The organism is Anaerococcus senegalensis JC48 (assembly GCF_000321005.1).
GTDB classification, from domain to species: domain Bacteria; phylum Bacillota; class Clostridia; order Tissierellales; family Peptoniphilaceae; genus Anaerococcus; species Anaerococcus senegalensis.
This window is the reverse complement of sequence record NZ_HE578907.1, coordinates 1,305,913-1,323,854: the sequence shown is the minus strand read 5'-3', so window position 1 is coordinate 1,323,854 and position 17,942 is coordinate 1,305,913. Positions and strand designations below refer to the sequence as shown.

Below are 17,942 nucleotides of genomic sequence, written 5' to 3'. Positions count from 1 at the left end.
ATGACAAAAAAATCTTTGGGAAGAGGTCTAGGATCTCTAATACCAGAAAATAATAAGAGAAATAAGTCCATAGTAAGAATTCCTATGGAAAAAATATATACAAGAGATGATCAGCCTAGAAAAAGTTTTGACGACAAATCTCTTCTAGGTCTTAGTGAATCTATAGAAAGATATGGTTTGTTAAATCCTATTGTCCTTAGAAAAAATGGCATTAAATATGAAATAATTGCTGGTGAAAGAAGATATAGAGCTAGTAAACTTTTGGGACTTACAGAAATTGATGCAATTATTAAAAATGTTGATAATAAAAATATAGATATACTTTCAATTATAGAAAACGTTCAAAGAGAAGATTTGACAGGTCTTGAGGAAGCTAATGCTTATAATGAGTTGTGTAAAAATTACAATATGACTCAAGATGAGATTGCAAAAACTGTTGGTAAATCAAGATCATATATAGCAAACACTCTAAGGTTATTAAAACTTGATGAAAATTCAAAAAAGGAACTTCAAGAAGGAAATATTTCTTCTTCTCAAGCTAGAACTCTTCTTTCAATAAAAGACGAGGAAGATAGAAAGAAATCATTAGATGACCTTAAAAATAAAAAAACAAATATAAGAAAAGTTGAAAAAAAATCGAGAAAAATAAAACCTAATAATAATATTAATAATGATAATAATTTAGATAAAATATTATTTGAAGATTTTGAAGAAAAATTTATTGATCTTTTAAATTCAAAAGTAGAAATCAAGAAAAACAATGAAGGATATAAGGTAAGTATTGATTGTTTTTCTATCGATGATATAGAAAGTTTATATTGGAGAATAAAAAATGGAAAAGAATAAAATGATAGATTTTACTGTTGGAAATCTTATAGAAAATACCAGAAAAAAAACAGCAAATCCTGGTGGTGGAGCTATTACTAGTCTAGTTGGAAATCTTGGCTTAAATCTTATTTTGATGATGGCAAAAAAAGACTATGGTGATGAAAAATTAAATAAAAAATCAAAAAAGATTGAAGAAAAATTCAAAAAATATTCTAAAGAATTAGAAGAATTAATGCAAGAAGATATTAATAATGTTAACAATCTGCTTAGAGCTTATAAAAATGATCAAGTTAAAGATTATGATGATTTAATAATAAAGGCTAACATAGCTCCTAAAAGAACAATTGAACTTATGATTATTATTTTACAAGATTGTGATTTTATTTTAAAATATGGAAAAATAGAAGCTATAAGTGATGGTGAAATAGGACTTAGACTTGTTAAAGAAGCCATTCATTCTTCTTTTATTAATCTTACTATGAATGAAGATGATTTATTAGATAAAAATATTGAAAAAACTAATTATGAATCTATTATAAAATTTTGTGATAAATTATATAATGAAAATATAAAAATTATCAAAGAGAGGGAAAAGAAATGGGACAAATAATTGCCATAGTTATACTTTTTATTCTTGTAATATTTGAATATTCAATGATTAAGGCTAATAATAACAAATTAAAAAGACAAAAAAGAAGATACGATCATTTACTTAGAGGAAAAAATCCTGATATTAATATGGAAGAATTAATTCTTGAATTAAATGCTCAAATAGAAGAGTCAAATAGAGAAATTAAATCACTTGATCAAAGAGCATCTGATACAAAAAATACCTCTATGGGTGCTGTAAGTAAGATGGCTGTAGTTCATTATGATGCATTTAATAGTCAAAGAGGAAGAAATTCTTTTTCCTTAACACTTCTTGATTCCTACCATAATGGAATCATCCTAACAAATCTTTATTCTCAAGATGGCTCAAATACCTACTTAAAAGAGATAGTAAATGGTGATAGTGAAATTGAATTATCAGATAGGGAAAAGGAATGCTTAGAAAAAGCAAAATTATAGAAGAAAATTTCTTTAAATAGGGTATAATAGTAATGCTAAAATCGAATTATAACTAGGAGGTTATTATGGCAAACGATGGAGTTATGGAACTTGCTACTGAAAATATTAAAGGGAAAAATCGTAGAATAGTATTTCCAGAAGGCAATGATTCAAGAGTATTAAGAGCAGCTATTAGACATAATAATGATGGACTTATAGTTCCAATACTACTTGGTGACAAAGAAGAAATTCAAAAAGTAGCAGACGATGAAGGGGTAAAATTAGGTGATATACAAATAATAAACCCAAGAGAAAGCGAACTACTTGATGAATTAGTTGATAAATATGTTGAATTAAGAAAAGGTAAAAACACCAGAGAAGATGGTGAATATATACTAAAAAAAGATAACAACTATTTTGGAACAATGCTTGTTCAAACAGGGAAAGCAGACGGAATGGTATCAGGTGCATCAAATCCGACAGGAGATACTGTAAGACCAGCTCTACAACTTATTAAAACAAGAAAAGGTGTTAATAGGGTATCTGGTGTTATGATTATGCTTGGACCTAACGGAGAAAAATTATTATTTGCAGATACAGCAATAAATATTACTCTTCAATCAAATGAACTTGCAGAAGTTGCAGTTGAAGCTGCAAAAACAGCTGAAGAATTCGGAATTGATCCAATAGTTGCTATGTTATCATTCTCAACAAAGGGATCTGCAAAACATGAACTTGCAAGAAAAGTAGAAGAAGCTACAAAACTTGCTAAAGAAATGGATCCAAATCTTAAAGTTGATGGAGAAATGCAATTTGATGCAGCTATATCACCACAAGTAGCTAGAAAGAAAATTCCTAATTCAGATGTAGCTGGAAAAGCTAAAGTATTTATATTCCCAGACCTACAAGCTGCAAATATAGGATACAAAATTGGCCAAAGACTTGGTGGTTACGAAGCTTTAGGACCAATACTTCAAGGATTAAATAAACCAGTTAACGACCTTTCAAGAGGATGTAACGAAGAAGACGTATATAAATTAACAATTCTAACAGCAAATCAAGTTAGAGATTAATAAATTTATAAATTAAAATAAACAAAAGAGACAGTCAATTGATTGCCTCTTTTGTTATACAAAAAAATAATATATAAAACATATAGATATTAAATTACAATAAATAGATTTATGAATATATTTAAAGAAGAAACAAAACAAAACTCTAAGGCAGTAATTACTATAGCTGTTTTAGTTTTGGTACTCAATTTATTTAGACCAGTAGATAATAAATTGATAGTGAATTTCCTTATAGGATGTATAGGAGTTATTTTTGGACTTTCTATATTTTTAACTGGAGTTGATCTTTCTATTTCAAAAATTGGATACTTTATGGGAGATTTTATAGCAAAATCAGAAAATCTTTTAAAGGTAATAATATTTGGAATATTTATTGGCTTTATTATTTCCATTGCAGAACCAGAGCTTTTAATTTTAGCAAATCAAGTAAGAAGTGCAATTGGACTTCCTTCCTTAATAATAGTTGCAATAATTTCATTAGGATTTGGACTTATGATTTAGTAAATGGATTACTAGATGATTTAGAAAATAAATTTGATAAGAAAAATTCATCTATTATTTTTACAACACCAGTAGATTTTAAAGGAGAAATCAATATGGAGTACTAAGCTTTATATGTAATAGTTAATAAAGAAAATGCAGATAAGGTAATAGAAATATCTCAAGCTAAAGGAGCAAAGGGAGCAACCGTTGTTCATGGAAGAGGATCAGGTATACAAAAAAAATCTGTCTTTTTAAATATGACAATTGAGCCTGAAAAAGACATAGTAATAATGTTAATAAAAAAAGAAATATCTGAAGATGTAAAATCTGCAAATTATGAAAGTATGAAATTAGATGAAAACTCTCAAGGTATAATTTTTTCTTTACCTGTTTCAGACGTTCGTGGACTTGTTGAGCAAATGTAAGAAGGTATAATTATAAGATAAATGGAGGATATTATGAAAGAAATAAATACAGTTGAATTTGATACAAAAGTTTTAGAAAATGACGGAATAGTTTTAGTAGACTTTTCAGCAACTTGGTGTGGACCATGTAAGATGCAAAAACCAGTTCTTGAAGAATTGGAAGATGAATTAGAAATATATTCAGTAGATGTAGACGAAAGTCCAGAACTTGCAGGAAGATATAATGTAAATGCAGTACCATCATTGATGTTTTTTAAAGGTGGAGTATTAAAAAATACCCTTGTAGGTTTCCAAGCAAAAGAAGTTATACTTGAAGAAGTAGAAAAGCTTAAATAATGGATTACGATCTAATAATTGTTGGATTTGGTCCAGCAGGAATAGCTGCAGGACTAAATGCAAGTATAAGAAAGAAAAAAGTTTTAATAATTGGAAAAAAATCAAAAGCTATAGAAAAGAGTCCTTCAATAAAAAATTATTTGGGCTTTACTGATATAGAAGGTAAAGATTTATATAAAAAATTTATTGACCACATAAAAAACTATCCTATAGATATAATGGATAGAAAAATAAAGGCGGTATATGCCATGGGCGAATATTTTTCAGTAGACCTTGGAGAAGAAATGATCACATCAAAAGCTTGCGTAATAGCCGCAGGTATTGATATGGGAAAATCTATCCAAGGTGAAGATAAATTTTTTTCCAAAGGAATTTCATATTGTGCAACTTGTGATGCAAGCTTATATAAAGGAAAAAAAGTTGTCTTGATTGGTTTAAATGATGAAGCAATAGAAGAAGCAAATTTTATAAATAAAGTTGCCAAAGAAACTATTTTTATAAATCCAAAAAATAAAGATATAAAACTTGATCAAGAAATTAAAATTATAAACAAAAAACCAAAAGAATTTACTGGAAATATGAAAGCATCATGTTTAATTTTAGATGATGGAGAAAAAATTGAGGCAGATGGATTTTTTGTTATAAAAAATTCTTCAAAACCAGAAAGTTTAGTTCCATCAGTAAAGATGGAAGGAAATCACATTAAAGTTGATTTAGATATGAAAACAAATATGAAAGGTTTATTTGCTTGTGGAGATATAGTTGGGAGACCTTATCAAATAAATAAGGCAGTAGGTCAAGGACAAGTTGCAGGTTTAAATGCAGCAAGCTATATTAGTAAAAATAATTAAAATGTTTCACGTGAAACACATAATGTCATACCAACTGGTATGACATTATTTTTTGAAAATTAACAATATTATTTGTAAAAATTATTAAAGACATAATTAATACATAATTAAAATTAATTATCAAAAATATTCTTTCTTTTTACTTGAAAATTGAAATAATATATGTAGAATAATATTTAAGTAGATTATATATCTATTACTAAAGTCTATAAATTTTAAGGAGGTTTATATGACAAGACACATAGATTTTTTTGAATTTAATAACTCTATTTTTTCAATGATTAGAGAAATATCACATAAAATAGATTTACTTTTACAAGAAACAGCTCAAGAGTTAGGAGTTACAACTCTTCAATTAAAGATGATTATGACTTTATCTGCTTCAAACGATTCAGTATCTATTGGAAATCTTGGAAAATCCATTGGCGTTAATGGTGGAAATATTTCTAATATTTGTAAAAAATTAGAAAAACAAGGTTTTGTAGATAGAAATAGGTCTGATGAAGATGAAAGAGTAGTTAATGTTAAATTAACTCAAAAAGGAAATGATGCAGCTGATAAAGTTAGCAAGTATTTCGATAAAATAAAACCAGAAGTTGATGAAAAAAATATCAACACTAATTTAAAAACTATTATAGACGAATTAAGTTCATTAGATAATTTATTAGATGATTATATTGTTAGGAGTGGTTTATAGATGCCATCATTTAAAAAAGGTAAAAGACCTTTAGTTTACTATTGGATAATTGCCATTGTTGCCTTTTTGGTTATTCAGCAAATTTTGCAACCAATAAGAGCAGAAGGAAAACCAAAAGAAATAACATATTCTCAATTTGTTTCAATGATTGATAATGGACAAGTTAGAGAAGTTAAAAAAGACGATTACAACTATACATTTACAGCAGTAGTTGATGGAGATAAGCAAAACTTCATTACAGGTTTGTGGCCAGATACAGATCTTACTGAAAGATTATTAGAAGCTAGTAAAAAACACAAAAATTTAACCTTTACAAAGGAAGTTGAAACAAAAATGAGCCCATGGCTTACACTTTTTATTACAAGCATACTTCCACTTTTATTTTTGTTTTTAATTTTTTATATGGCAAATAGGTCCCTATCAAAAACCATGGGAGGCCGTGGTGGCGGAGACTTTATGAATTTTGGAAAATCAAATGCCAAAATTTATATGGAAAACAAAACTGGAAAAACTTTTGCTGATGTAGCAGGTCAAGAAGAAGCAAAAGATAGCTTAAATGAGGTTGTAGATTTCTTGCATGGACCTCAAAAATATAAGGAAATCGGTGCGGTTTTACCAAAAGGAGTACTACTTGTAGGCCCTCCAGGAACAGGTAAAACTCTTCTTGCAAAAGCAGTTGCAGGGGAAGCCAATGTTCCATTTTTCTCAATTTCAGGTTCTGAATTTGTAGAAATGTTTGTAGGAATGGGAGCTAGCAAGGTTCGTGATCTTTTCAAACAAGCTAAAGAAAAAGCACCTTGTATTGTATTTATCGATGAGATAGATGCTATCGGTAAAAAACGTGATGTTTCTGGATATTCTGGAAATGATGAACGTGAACAAACTTTAAACCAATTGCTAAACGAAATGGACGGATTTGATGCTACTGAAGGAGTAGTTTTATTATCTGCAACAAATAGACCAGAAATTCTAGACCCAGCTCTAACAAGACCAGGACGTTTTGATAGAAGAGTTCAAGTAGAATTACCAGACCTAAAGGGTCGTGAAGATATATTAAAAGTTCACGCAAAAAAAATTAAACGTGAAGATGAAATTGATTATGAAGAAATAGCAAAAAGAACTGCAGGAACTTCTGGTGCTGACCTTGCAAATATTGTTAATGAAGGAGCTTTGAGGGCTGTAAGAGAAGGACGTAACAAACTTACTCAAATAGATCTTGAAGAATCAATCGAAACAGTTATAGCAGGAGCTCAAAAGAAAAATGCAGTTATTTCAGATGATCAAAAGAAAATTATTGCTTATCATGAAGTAGGACACGCTTTAGTTGCAGCAATTCAAACACAAAAAACACCGGTTACAAAAATCACAATTGTTCCAAGAACTGGTGGTGCTTTGGGTTATACTATGACAGTCGACAAAGACGAAAAATTCATCATGACAAAACAAGAATTGTTCGATGAAATAGTAACCTTGGCAGGTGGAAGAAGTTCAGAAGAATTAATCTTTAATGCAAAAACTACTGGAGCAAGTAATGATATAGAAAAAGCTACTGCCATAGCAAGAAATATGGTAACAATTTATGGTATGGATGATGACTTTGATTTCATGCAACTTGAACAAATTCAAGGAAAATATCTTGGTGGACAAAGATCAATGATAGTTTCAAATGGAACTGGAGATAAAATTGACCAAAAGGTAGGAAAAATTATAGCTCAAGCTCATATGAGAGCAATAGAAATTTTAAAAGATAATCTTGATAAACTTCATGAAATTTCTGATTTCCTTTTAAAAGAAGAAACAATTACAGGCGAACAATTTATGGAAATATTAAATAAAAAGCCTGTAGAAAATAAAAGAAATCTTGTAGAAGAAAAAGCAATTGATGATGAAATAAAATCATCAGATGATAATAAAGATAATTCTTCAGATAATACAAATGAGGATTTGAAAAAAGACTTGGAAGAAACATTAAAAGAAAATGATCAAAATTCTTCTAATGATAATTCAGATGATTCAATAGCCTTAGGCTCAAGTGAAAAATCAAATCAAGAAGATAAATAATAAAAAGAGCCTAATTGGCTCTTTTTATTATTGGGAGTTTTATATGATTGAATTTTTTAGAAATTTATACCAAAATTATAGGATGGTATTTTTGATTTTGCAAGTTTTTGTGGTGCTTTTGATTACTTTGGTTTTTCAAGTTGTTATTATTGAAAAATTTACAAATTTTAAGAAAAACCATCCTTATTTATCAAATTTAGTATGGGTTTTTATTCCAATTTTACTTGTAATTTTGATTAATCATTTTATTATTGGAAAAGTTTCTAAGAATTTTTTTGGGGTATTTATAGCTCTTATACTTATGAATTTGAATGAAACGAGAAAAAATCTAGGTATTAAAAATAAGAAATAAAAATATAAAAATTTAAAGCAAGAGATTTTTTAAATTAAGTAAAATTAATTTTTAAAATTTCTTGTTTTTTTAAAAAAAATTTATACAAAAAATGGATTTTCACCTGCCCATTTAAGCTTTATGGTAAAAATCCTTTATGTAAATAGTCTCAGTAAAGAGACTATACAAAAACAATTTCTCTAGTGTTAACGATAATTGTCTTGCTTTTACATTGTACTCAATTGAGAAAAAAAATCAAAAGAAATTTGTAAATTCCTTGAATCTTTAAATTTAGAATAATATAGTATTAATATTAGGATAATTTATTATTAATAAAATAAAAATTAAAGGAGTAAATATGAAAAAGAACAATAGCAAAAGATGGATAGCTGTGGCTATTGCTTTACTTTTATTTGTGGCATCTACTATTGTATCAAATAAGGATGAAACTAAGAGTGAAGAGAAGAGTGAAGAATTGAAAAATCAATATTTTGAACAATTTAATCTTTTTTCACCAACTGCAAATAAAAAAACATTAGAAAAAGGAGATAGCAAAAATAAAATAGCTGTTTTATCTTATGAGGGCGCAATCGGAGACGGACAAGTTTATGATGATTTTATGGCTCGACTTGATGATGTTTATGATGATGATTCAGTAAAAGGAGTAATTATGCAAGTAAATTCTCCTGGTGGAGCTGTATATAACTCTGAACAAATTGCAAACAAAATCAAAAAAATTCAAAAAGATAAAAAAATCCCAGTATTTACAGTTATGAAAACAATGGCAGCAAGTGGGGGATATTATATTTCAGCACCAACTGATAGAATTTATGCATCAAATGAAACCCTAACTGGTTCAATAGGTGTAATTATGTCATCAAAATCTTTCCAAGGTTTGTTTGAAAAATATGGAATCAAAGAACAAAATATAACAACAGGAAAAATGAAAGATGCAGGATCTATTGGAAAAGATATGAGTGATGAACAAAAAAAATATTTCCAAGATCTTATAAACTCATCATTTGATAGATTTATAAAAGTCGTATCTCAAGGAAGATCTATGAAAGAAGATAAGGTAAGAAAACTTGCAGATGGTAGAGTTTATGACGGATCTCAAGCCAAAAGCAATGGATTAGTAGATAAAATTGGTGACATGGATTTGGCATTAGAAGATATGAAAAAAGATTTCAAAATTGATAATCCTGAAGTTTATGAATATGATGATGAATCAAGTAATTTTACAAGATTTTTCTCAAAAGCAGAAAATTTATTAGATAAAAATTCATCGTCTGATCTTAGGGTTTTGAAAGAATTGATGGAAAAAGATTCCCCACTACCAATGTATTATTACGGAAAATAGGTGATAAAATGGAAAATATGGAAGTAATTGAAAATAATACTTTAAATAATCAAAAAACAATATCCATACCCAAATTTGCCTATGCAGGTTTTTTCCTAAGACTTGTAGCCTTTACTATAGATTCTATAGTTGCTTATTCATTTTCAAATATCATTTTGAAAATTTTTCAAATAAGTCCAGATTTAACTTTTATGAGTATAGAATTAAATCCACTGATAGAAACAGGAATTTGCCTATTATATTTTTTAATCCTAACATATTTGAATAATGGTCAAACCCTAGGAAAAATGGCTGTAGGAATTAGGGTCATTTCTTTAAACGATGAAAAACTTAGTTTTTTTGATTGTTTGGTAAGAGAAGTTTTTGCAAGATATATACAAAATTTCATAAAAATTTTGTATTTAATAGTAGGATTTAGCCCAAACAAACAATCTTTGGCAGATATGCTTGTGGATACTGTAGTAATAAAAGATGATGTTGTAGATTATCTTTTTGAAAATTAAATAATAATTAAGAAATATTATATTTATACAAATCCAAAGTCACGAATATCGGACTTCAAAAATTGTTGATTTCTAAATCTCAAAATTCTAAAATCGTAAACTCGCTTACGCGATGACAGATAAATAGCTTAAAATTGTGCCAGCGGCACGATTTTAATATTTATCCCTCGGAATAAAACGAAGAATTAAAATCTAATTGAATTTAATTTATTTAATAAATTATCATAGCTTTAAATTTTAGAGTGCAATTTTTTCACGAATTTTTAAATTTGGAATCAATACAATTTTTTCCGTATGATATTCTTAGCATGAAGGTTTGTAAATTTTATCAACAGCATGAAATATATAGATATATTTTGATTTTTCAAGATATATCTTTTTTTGTGGAAATTTTGAAAATATTTGTTTTAAAATATTATTATATTTTCAAAAATTATAAGTATTTTATACTTTTTAAAATACCTATCTTGTGGTATGATTGTTAGGTAGAATTTTTCAGATTAACACAATATGTTGTGTATTAGATATAAAAATAACAATATTTAGGGGTGAACATGGAAGTTAAAAAAAGAGACGGAAAAGTTGTTGACTTTGAAAGAGAAAAGATAAATCGTGCAATCTTTAAATCTTTTAGGTCTGTAGATTCTGTAATTAGTGAAGAAAATTTGGATAAAATTTCCCATAATATAGAAGATACAATTAGAGAAAGATATCCCAAAGATCATGTGGTTACAGTTGAGGAAATTCAAGACTTGGTTGAGCTTGAATTAATTGAAAATAATTACTATAAGGAGGTAAAATCTTATATTCTTTATAGGGCAAAACACAATATGGATAGGAAAGTCTTAACAGATTTTGAAGCCTTTATTGATGATGAATACACCCTTTCTATTATAAGGGATATTAACGATGAATATGATAATCAAAGATATCCAATCGAGTCTTTGTATTTAAAGTTTGAATCATTTACAAAGGCAAATATGACCAAAGAAGCCTTGCTAAACGCCCTTATCAAGGCTGCAAGTGAGCTTACAAGTAAGGAAGCTCCAGATTGGGAATTTATTGCTGCAAGATTTATGATTCATTTGATTAATTTGAAAATTAGCCTTAGCGAAGAAAAATATGAAATTGTTGATTTTAGATCAAAAATCCAATATCTAACTTCAGCTGGTCTTTATGGAGAATATATTTTAGAAAATTATAATAACAAAGACTTAGAAGAATTGGGAGCTTATTTAAAAGAAGAAAGAAATAAATTATTTACCTATTCAGGTCTTGATTTAGTTGCAAAAAGATATTTAATAAAAACTTTTGAAGGTGAATACATTGAAAGCGTCCAAGAAATGTTTATGGGAATTTCAATGCACCTTGCTATTGGTGAAAAAGATAAGGTATCTTTTGCCAAAAAATTATATGATATCTTATCCCAATTAAAGGCAACTATGGCAACTCCAACCATGACTAATGCGAGAAAGCCTTTCAATCAACTTTCTTCATGTTTTATAGATACAGTTCCAGATACTTTAAAAGGAATCTACCGCTCAATTACAAACTTTGCCCAAGTTTCAAAACACGGTGGTGGAATGGGACTTTATTTTGGAAAAGTTAGGGCCCAAGGTTCTGATATTAGGGGAATAAAAAACGTAGCAGGTGGAGTTATAAGATGGATAAAACTTGCAAATGACACTGCAGTTGCCGTTGACCAATTAGGGGTTAGACAAGGGGCTGTGGCTTGCTATTTGGATATTTGGCACAAGGATATACCAGAATTTTTATCTTTAAAAACAAATAACGGCGATGACAGGATGAAAGCCCACGATATTTTCCCAGCAGTTTGTATGCCAGATTTATTCTGGAAAGAATGTAGGGATAATATTGGTGGAGATTGGTATATGTTTGATCCTCATGAAGTTTTGGTAAAATATGGAAGATCAATCGAAGATACCTACGGGAAAGAATTTGAAGAATTTTATCAAAAACTTGTAAATGACAAAGAAATTTCAAAAAGAGTAATTGCAATCAAAGATTTAATTAGACTATTGATAAAATCATGGACAGAAACAGGAACACCTTTTGTATTTAATAGAGATGCAGTAAACAGGGCAAATCCAAACAAACACAAGGGAATTATATATTCCTCAAATCTTTGTACAGAAATTGCCCAAAATATGGGCCCATCAGAGACAGTTAGCGAAGAGATAAAAACTATTGATGGAGAAACTGTAATTGTAAATACAACAAAACCTGGAGATTTTGTAGAATGTAATCTAGCAAGCCTAACTCTTGGAAATATTGATGTAAATGACAAAGAAGAACTAGAAGAAGTTGTATCAACAATAGTAAGAGCTTTGGATAATGTAATAGACTTAAATTATTACCCAACTCCATATGCAAAAGTAACCAACAAAAAATACAGGGCAATCGGCCTTGGAACAAGTGGCTATCACCATATGCTTGTAAAAAATGATATAAAATGGTCAGAAGAAGAGGCCCATCTTGATTTTGTGGACAAGGTTTATGAAGATATAAACTATTTTGCCATCAAGGCATCAAATGAGATAGCCAAGGAAAAAGGATCATATTCTTGCTTTGAAGGAAGTGATTGGGATAATGGTAATTATTTCACACAAAGAGGATATGAAAGCGAAAGATGGAAAAAATTAAAAGACCAAGTTCACAAAAATGGGCTTAGAAACGGATATTTATTGGCAATTGCTCCAACAGGATCAACCTCAATAATTTCAGGAACATCTGCAGGAGTAGACCCAATAATGAACAAATATTTCCTAGAAGAAAAAAAAGGAGCAATAGTACCAAGAGTTGCCCCAGGACTCAATACAAAAACCTTCTGGTTATATGAAAATGCCTACAATATTGACCAAAATATTTCAATGAGAGCATGCGGAGTAAGGCAAAGACACATCGACCAAGCCCAATCAGTAAATGTTTATATAACAACAGAATACACAATGAGACAAATTTTAAATATTTACCTAACAGCATGGGAAGCAGGAGTAAAATCCCTATATTATGTAAGAGGAAAATCTCTTGAAGTAGAAGATTGTGATTCATGTGCGTCATAAATTTATTTTTAAAATAATATAAAATTAATTACTTCGGATTTGGGGGAAGATTTTAAATTAAAACAATTTTTTCCGTAGCATATTCTTTGCATGATAATTTATCACCCTTATAAAAATTTGAAAGAAGCGAAGCTTCTTACAAATTTAGCCCGCGCAGCGGTCGTTTGTAGGGGGGTAAAAAAGTAGGGGTTGTTAGGGGGAGGAAAAAGGGGGAGAATTCGAAACTCCCCCATTTCCTCCGCCCTAACTTAACGAAGTATTATATTAATTGAGATAAAATATTTAGATAATAAAAATGAATTTAAATATTTTAATTCTCTAAAGGTAAAAGAATAAGTTCAATATTAAAAATAGGGTATAAAAATAAAAATGTTAGTTTAAAAAAATTATTTCCCATAAGATAGGAGGCAATAATACATGGAAAAAAAATATAATGAAGAAGTTTCTAAAAGAGGAATTTTTAATGAAGATGGGGATATTGACCTTTCTAAAAGAAGAATAATAAATGGAAATACAACAAATCTTAATGATTTTAACAATGTAAAATATACATGGACAAATGATTGGTACCGTCAAGCTATGAATAACTTCTGGATTCCTGAAGAAATTAATTTAAACCAAGATATAAAAGATTATAGAAATTTAAATAAGGCTGAAAAAAAGGCCTATGATAGGATTTTGTCATTTCTAACCTATCTTGATTCAATTCAAACAGCAAATTTGCCAAATCTTCAAACCTATATAACAGCAAATGAAATAAATCTTTGCCTTGCAATCCAAACCTACCAAGAGGCAATCCACTCCCAATCTTATTCCTACATACTAGATACAATCTGCTCTCCTGATGAGAGGACAAGAATTTTGTATTTGTGGAAGGAAGACGAACATCTTTTAAAAAGGAATAAATTTATCGGCGACCAATACAATGAATTTATAAAAGATGATAGTGAATTTAATTTGATGAGAGTTTTGATTGCAAATTATATACTTGAAGGAATTTATTTCTATTCAGGATTTTCATTTTTCTACAATCTTGGAAGAAACGGAAAAATGCCAGGAACTGTCCAAGAAATTAGATATATTAATAGGGATGAAAACACCCACTTGTGGCTATTTAGGTCAATGATAAATGATTTAAAAGAAGAAAGACCAGACTTATTTACTGATGAATTAAAAGAATTCTACTTATCACTATTAAAAGAAGGAGTAGAACAAGAAATTGCCTGGGGAAAATATGCCATTGGAGATGAAATCCAAGGATTAAATGCACAAATGATTGAAGATTATATAAAATATCTGGGAAATCTTAGAGCAAAAGGCCTTGGACTTGGAATAATTTATGAAGGATATGAAGACGAACCCCAATCAATGAAATGGGTTAGCGAATATTCTGATCCAAACCAAGTAAAAACAGACTTCTTTGAAGGAAAAGTTTCAGCTTATTCCAAATCTTCAGTTATTGAGGATGACCTATAAAAATCAGAGTTTAAAGACTCTGATTTTTTTGTGGGTAAATTTAAAAAAACAAAAGATAAGATTTTATAAAGCTTGGAAAATTAAAGAAATCTCTCGGAAAGCTCGAGATGGGTTAATTCTGTATTTCTCTTATTACTTAAAGAAGAAAATAAATTTAAAAATATAAAAACTATAAAACTTTAGCTATTAAATAAATAGATCACCCATCTCGACCAAACGTAACAAAGTAAAGTGCGTGGAGAGATCTCAAATATTTATTATATAAATGATCAAAATCAATTTAAGAGATCTCTCGACAGGCTCGAGATGGGGTTAATTCTATAATTTGTTAATACTAAAGAAGAAATTTAATCTTATAAAATCATAAAAATAAAAACACCATAAACTTTAGAAATTAATGTCAATTCAAAAATCACCCATCTCGACTAGATGATTGTGCCTTGATTTGGCACAATCATCCCTAAAACTGAGTGCAGATTTATAACCGTTGATTTCGGTTATAAATCCTGAAAACTAGTGCGAGAGCACGGAAGAATTTACCTAGTAAATGAGTTTTCATAAGCACCAAGAAGTTTACGAAGTAAATGTGTTTTAGTGTGGGCGAAACGAACGCATGGAGAGATCTCTTTTACTAAGTTTATATAGGGTTAAAATTAATTCACGAGATCTCTCGTAAAGCTCGAGATTTTGTTAAATATATATTTTTCTAAGACTAAAGAAAAAACTTAAAAAATTATAAAGAATTCTAAAATATAGAAAATAAAACTATACTTTAGCAATGAAAATAATTAGATAATTACCCATCTCGACCTTGTGGAGAGATCTCGTTGAATAGTATATGCTAAGAAAAGACTAATAAGCAAAAATATTAAATCTAAAATTATTATACAAATTTAAAAACCAGCTCTTAATTGAGCTGGTTTTAAATTAGAATTTATTAAAATAAAAGATTGATATCAAAATCTTTTTCTATCATTTTGTTATCTAACATAAATTTCTTAGTTCTTTCAAATCCTTCTTTGTCTTTATCTGTGATTTTTGTTGAAAAATCATACATTGGGAACATATAATCATAGGCCTTATCATCAAGGTCTAGTTCTTTTTTTACAATTTCTTTTGTTTGGTCTTTATCATCTTCCATAAATTTAGAAATTTCAGCTTGGGCATCATTTAGGGCTTTTATTACGTCTGGATGATCTTTGGAATATTTTTCTGAACTTGCCACACAAATTATGGCATCTATCAAATTTTCTCCATTTGTAACTTCATAAAGTCCTGCTTCTTTTGCCTTATAAGCAGCAGGGCCTCCCAAAAGAGCTACATCTAAATTTCCAGAATCAAGGGCAGTTGCTGCGTCTGGAATTGACATATTTGAAAATTCTACATCCTTTTCTGTCAAATTTTCTTTATCTAAATATGCTAAAAGTTCTTGGTGAAGGTTTGTTCCTGCAGGGCCTCCAATTTTTTTGCCCTTTAAATCTTTAGGACTTTTTATCGAATCATCTTTAGAAAAAAGTGAGAAAGCTTTTGGTGCTCTTGAATACATATTTAAAACTTTTATGTCTTGGCCGTTTGCTTTTGCAAGAATTGCAGAAGATCCTCCTAAAGCATATAAAATATCAACATCCCCACTTGCAAGAGCAGCAGTTTGGTCAGCTCCACTAGTTATTTCCTTGTAATTGATTTTTACACCTGGTAGGTGTTTTTTGAAAATTTCCTTGTTTTTTTCAATTATTGATGGAACATTTAAGGGTGCTGTTACGTATGTTATGTTTAATTCGTCGATTGATAATTTTTCATTACTTTGTGATGTTTGATTTGAAATATTTTCATTTGAATTATTTTCTTTATTATCCTTGTTTGAGCAAGCAGTAATTGCAAAAACTAGGGCAAAAAGTGATAAAATTTTTAATAATTTATTTTTCATTTTCTTCTCCTATTATTTTTTTAAATTTATTTCTCAAAATTTCCTTGGAGATTTTTTTATCTTCAAGGTCAAAATCATAAACTATTTTTCCTTTTTTCATAATTATAAGTCTTTGGCCCACATTGAGGGCTTCTTCTAGGTCATGACTTACAAATAAAAAGCCAGAATTTTTGATTTTCATATAATTAATTAACTCTACTTCCAATTTTTCCTTTGTAATTTCATCCAAAGAGGCAAAAGGTTCATCTAAAAGCATAAAATTATTTGGAAAAATTAGGGCGCGGGCAAGGGATACTCTTGCCTTCATTCCTCCAGATAGTTGGGAAGGATAGGCTTTTTCAAATCCTTCAAGGCCCATTATTTTTATCCATTTTTGGCAAAGTTTTGGGTCATTATTTGAAAATTTTATATTTTCTTCAACATTTTTCCAGGCTAAAAGTCTTGGATTTTGAAAAACAAAGGAAGTTTTAACCTTATCTTTTAAAATTTCTCCCTGGTTAATTTCCAAAAGTCCTCCAATTGTCCTAAGCAGGGTAGATTTTCCACAGCCTGAAGGGCCAATCAAGACATTTCTTTTTTTAATATCAAGATTTAGGCTTAAATTATTCAGGGCTTTGATTTTTTTGCCGTTGATTTCATAGATTTTTGAAAGATTAGATAGATTTATACCAGTCATTTTTCAAATCTCCTTTCAAAAATAAGCTTGCAATTTTTACAAAAATTTTATCAGAAATCATACCTATAAATCCAATTATTAAAATTCCAACAATGACCTTGTCGGTTCTTGACATAAGCCTTGAAAAATTAATCAAATATCCTAATCCCTTGGATGCAGCAAGCATTTCTGCGGCAATAATTGATCTATAGGCATAACCAAGACCAATCCTTGCTCCCACAAAAATATCCTTTAAGCTTGAAGGAAGTACGATTTTTGTAAAAATTTCCTTATCATTATAAGAAAAGGCCCTGCCCATTTCTACCATATCCTTATCAGCCTCCATAAAACCTTTTTGAATATTCAAAAAAATCGGGAAAAAAGAAGCCATAAAAACTATGGAGATTTTGCTAAATTCACCAATCCCAACCCATAAAATCAAAAGTGGAACTAGACCTAGGGGAGGAATATTTTTTAAAAAATCTAAAATATTTGAAAAATATGGGAAAATATCAGCTTTTAAATAAAAAATCAAAGCCAAAAGAAAGGAAAGGGCAAAAGCCAAAAAATATCCCACTAAAACCCTATAAAGGGAAGCGAAAATATTTTCAAAAATCGACCCATCATAAACCATAGCAAGGAAAGTTTGTAAAACCTTGTAGGGTCCAGGTAGGTAAATTGGCGAAAAAATCCCCATTTTATAAATGATTTGCCAAATAATAAGAATTGCGAAAAAAACTAGAAAATTTTTCCACAATTTGTAAGTAAAGCTAAATTTTTTCATAAAAACCCCCTAACATTCTATC

At 29.1% G+C, this 17,942-nt stretch carries 18 protein-coding genes; 15 read left to right on the top strand and 3 right to left on the bottom strand.

The features are described from left to right. The 15 genes from ASHG_RS06345 to ASHG_RS06275 all read left to right on the top strand — a co-directional run bounded on the left by ASHG_RS06345 (position 1) and on the right by ASHG_RS06275 (position 14,554). Positions 1-846: a ParB/RepB/Spo0J family partition protein gene (locus ASHG_RS06345; RefSeq protein WP_040398276.1), complete on the top strand. Its 846-nt coding sequence runs from the start codon at positions 1-3 to the stop codon at positions 844-846. Further along, positions 833-1,438, top strand: coding sequence for a cyclodeaminase/cyclohydrolase family protein (locus ASHG_RS06340; RefSeq protein ID WP_040398275.1), 606 nt, complete (start codon positions 833-835; stop codon positions 1,436-1,438). Before ASHG_RS06345 ends, ASHG_RS06340 begins: the two co-directional genes overlap by 14 nt. After that, positions 1,426-1,896, top strand: coding sequence for a DUF4446 family protein (locus tag ASHG_RS06335; protein ID WP_040398273.1), 471 nt, complete (start codon positions 1,426-1,428; stop codon positions 1,894-1,896). Before ASHG_RS06340 ends, ASHG_RS06335 begins: the two co-directional genes overlap by 13 nt. Before the next feature lie 65 nt (positions 1,897-1,961). Further along, the gene (pta, locus tag ASHG_RS06330) at positions 1,962-2,948 is read left to right on the top strand and encodes a phosphate acetyltransferase (protein WP_040398272.1); all 987 of its coding nucleotides are present in this window, start codon (positions 1,962-1,964) and stop codon (positions 2,946-2,948) included. A 111-nt stretch (positions 2,949-3,059) separates the two neighbouring features. Then, the gene (locus ASHG_RS06325; protein WP_040398429.1) at positions 3,060-3,449 is read left to right on the top strand and encodes a DUF1538 family protein; all 390 of its coding nucleotides are present in this window, start codon (positions 3,060-3,062) and stop codon (positions 3,447-3,449) included. 119 nt (positions 3,450-3,568) lie between these two features. Next, positions 3,569-3,856 carry a P-II family nitrogen regulator gene (locus ASHG_RS09545; RefSeq protein ID WP_316244690.1) on the top strand — a complete coding sequence of 96 codons (288 nt, stop codon included), beginning with the start codon at positions 3,569-3,571 and terminating at the stop codon, positions 3,854-3,856. Between the two features lie 33 nt (positions 3,857-3,889). Then, positions 3,890-4,192, top strand: coding sequence for a thioredoxin family protein (locus tag ASHG_RS06315; protein WP_040398271.1), 303 nt, complete (start codon positions 3,890-3,892; stop codon positions 4,190-4,192). Further along, positions 4,192-5,043, top strand: coding sequence for an NAD(P)/FAD-dependent oxidoreductase (locus tag ASHG_RS06310; RefSeq protein ID WP_040398270.1), 852 nt, complete (start codon positions 4,192-4,194; stop codon positions 5,041-5,043). The genes ASHG_RS06315 and ASHG_RS06310 overlap by 1 nt, the downstream gene beginning before the upstream one ends. A gap of 229 nt (positions 5,044-5,272) precedes the next feature. Next, positions 5,273-5,740, top strand: coding sequence for a MarR family winged helix-turn-helix transcriptional regulator (locus ASHG_RS06305; RefSeq protein ID WP_040398269.1), 468 nt, complete (start codon positions 5,273-5,275; stop codon positions 5,738-5,740). Next, complete coding sequence (gene ftsH / locus ASHG_RS06300; protein WP_040398268.1) at positions 5,741-7,801, top strand: ATP-dependent zinc metalloprotease FtsH; 2,061 nt, start codon at positions 5,741-5,743, stop codon at positions 7,799-7,801. A gap of 43 nt (positions 7,802-7,844) precedes the next feature. Further along, positions 7,845-8,153 carry a hypothetical protein gene (locus ASHG_RS06295; RefSeq protein WP_040398266.1) on the top strand — a complete coding sequence of 103 codons (309 nt, stop codon included), beginning with the start codon at positions 7,845-7,847 and terminating at the stop codon, positions 8,151-8,153. A 337-nt stretch (positions 8,154-8,490) separates the two neighbouring features. Then, positions 8,491-9,492, top strand: a complete 1,002-nt coding sequence (sppA, locus tag ASHG_RS06290; RefSeq protein ID WP_040398265.1) for a signal peptide peptidase SppA — start codon at positions 8,491-8,493, stop codon at positions 9,490-9,492. Positions 9,493-9,500: 8 nt separating this feature from the next. Beyond that, positions 9,501-9,995, top strand: a complete 495-nt coding sequence (locus ASHG_RS06285; RefSeq protein WP_040398263.1) for an RDD family protein — start codon at positions 9,501-9,503, stop codon at positions 9,993-9,995. A gap of 554 nt (positions 9,996-10,549) precedes the next feature. Next, positions 10,550-13,078 carry a ribonucleoside-diphosphate reductase subunit alpha gene (locus ASHG_RS06280; RefSeq protein WP_040398262.1) on the top strand — a complete coding sequence of 843 codons (2,529 nt, stop codon included), beginning with the start codon at positions 10,550-10,552 and terminating at the stop codon, positions 13,076-13,078. 417 nt (positions 13,079-13,495) lie between these two features. After that, positions 13,496-14,554: a ribonucleotide-diphosphate reductase subunit beta gene (locus tag ASHG_RS06275; RefSeq protein ID WP_040398261.1), complete on the top strand. Its 1,059-nt coding sequence runs from the start codon at positions 13,496-13,498 to the stop codon at positions 14,552-14,554. Positions 14,555-15,491: 937 nt separating this feature from the next. On the opposite strand, the gene ASHG_RS06270 is transcribed toward ASHG_RS06275, so the two are convergent. From ASHG_RS06270 to ASHG_RS06260, 3 genes are read right to left on the bottom strand one after another with little or no spacing between them, the layout of a single operon-like run. Continuing rightward, positions 15,492-16,481, bottom strand: coding sequence for an ABC transporter substrate-binding protein (locus ASHG_RS06270; protein ID WP_040398260.1), 990 nt, complete (start codon positions 16,479-16,481; stop codon positions 15,492-15,494). Further along, entirely contained in the window at positions 16,471-17,157 is a 687-nt protein-coding gene (locus ASHG_RS06265) for an ABC transporter ATP-binding protein (protein ID WP_040398259.1), read from the bottom strand. Before ASHG_RS06265 ends, ASHG_RS06270 begins: the two co-directional genes overlap by 11 nt. Beyond that, the gene (locus tag ASHG_RS06260) at positions 17,135-17,920 is read right to left on the bottom strand and encodes an ABC transporter permease (RefSeq protein ID WP_040398257.1); all 786 of its coding nucleotides are present in this window, start codon (positions 17,918-17,920) and stop codon (positions 17,135-17,137) included. The genes ASHG_RS06265 and ASHG_RS06260 overlap by 23 nt, the downstream gene beginning before the upstream one ends. Between the last annotated feature and the right edge of the window lie 22 nt (positions 17,921-17,942).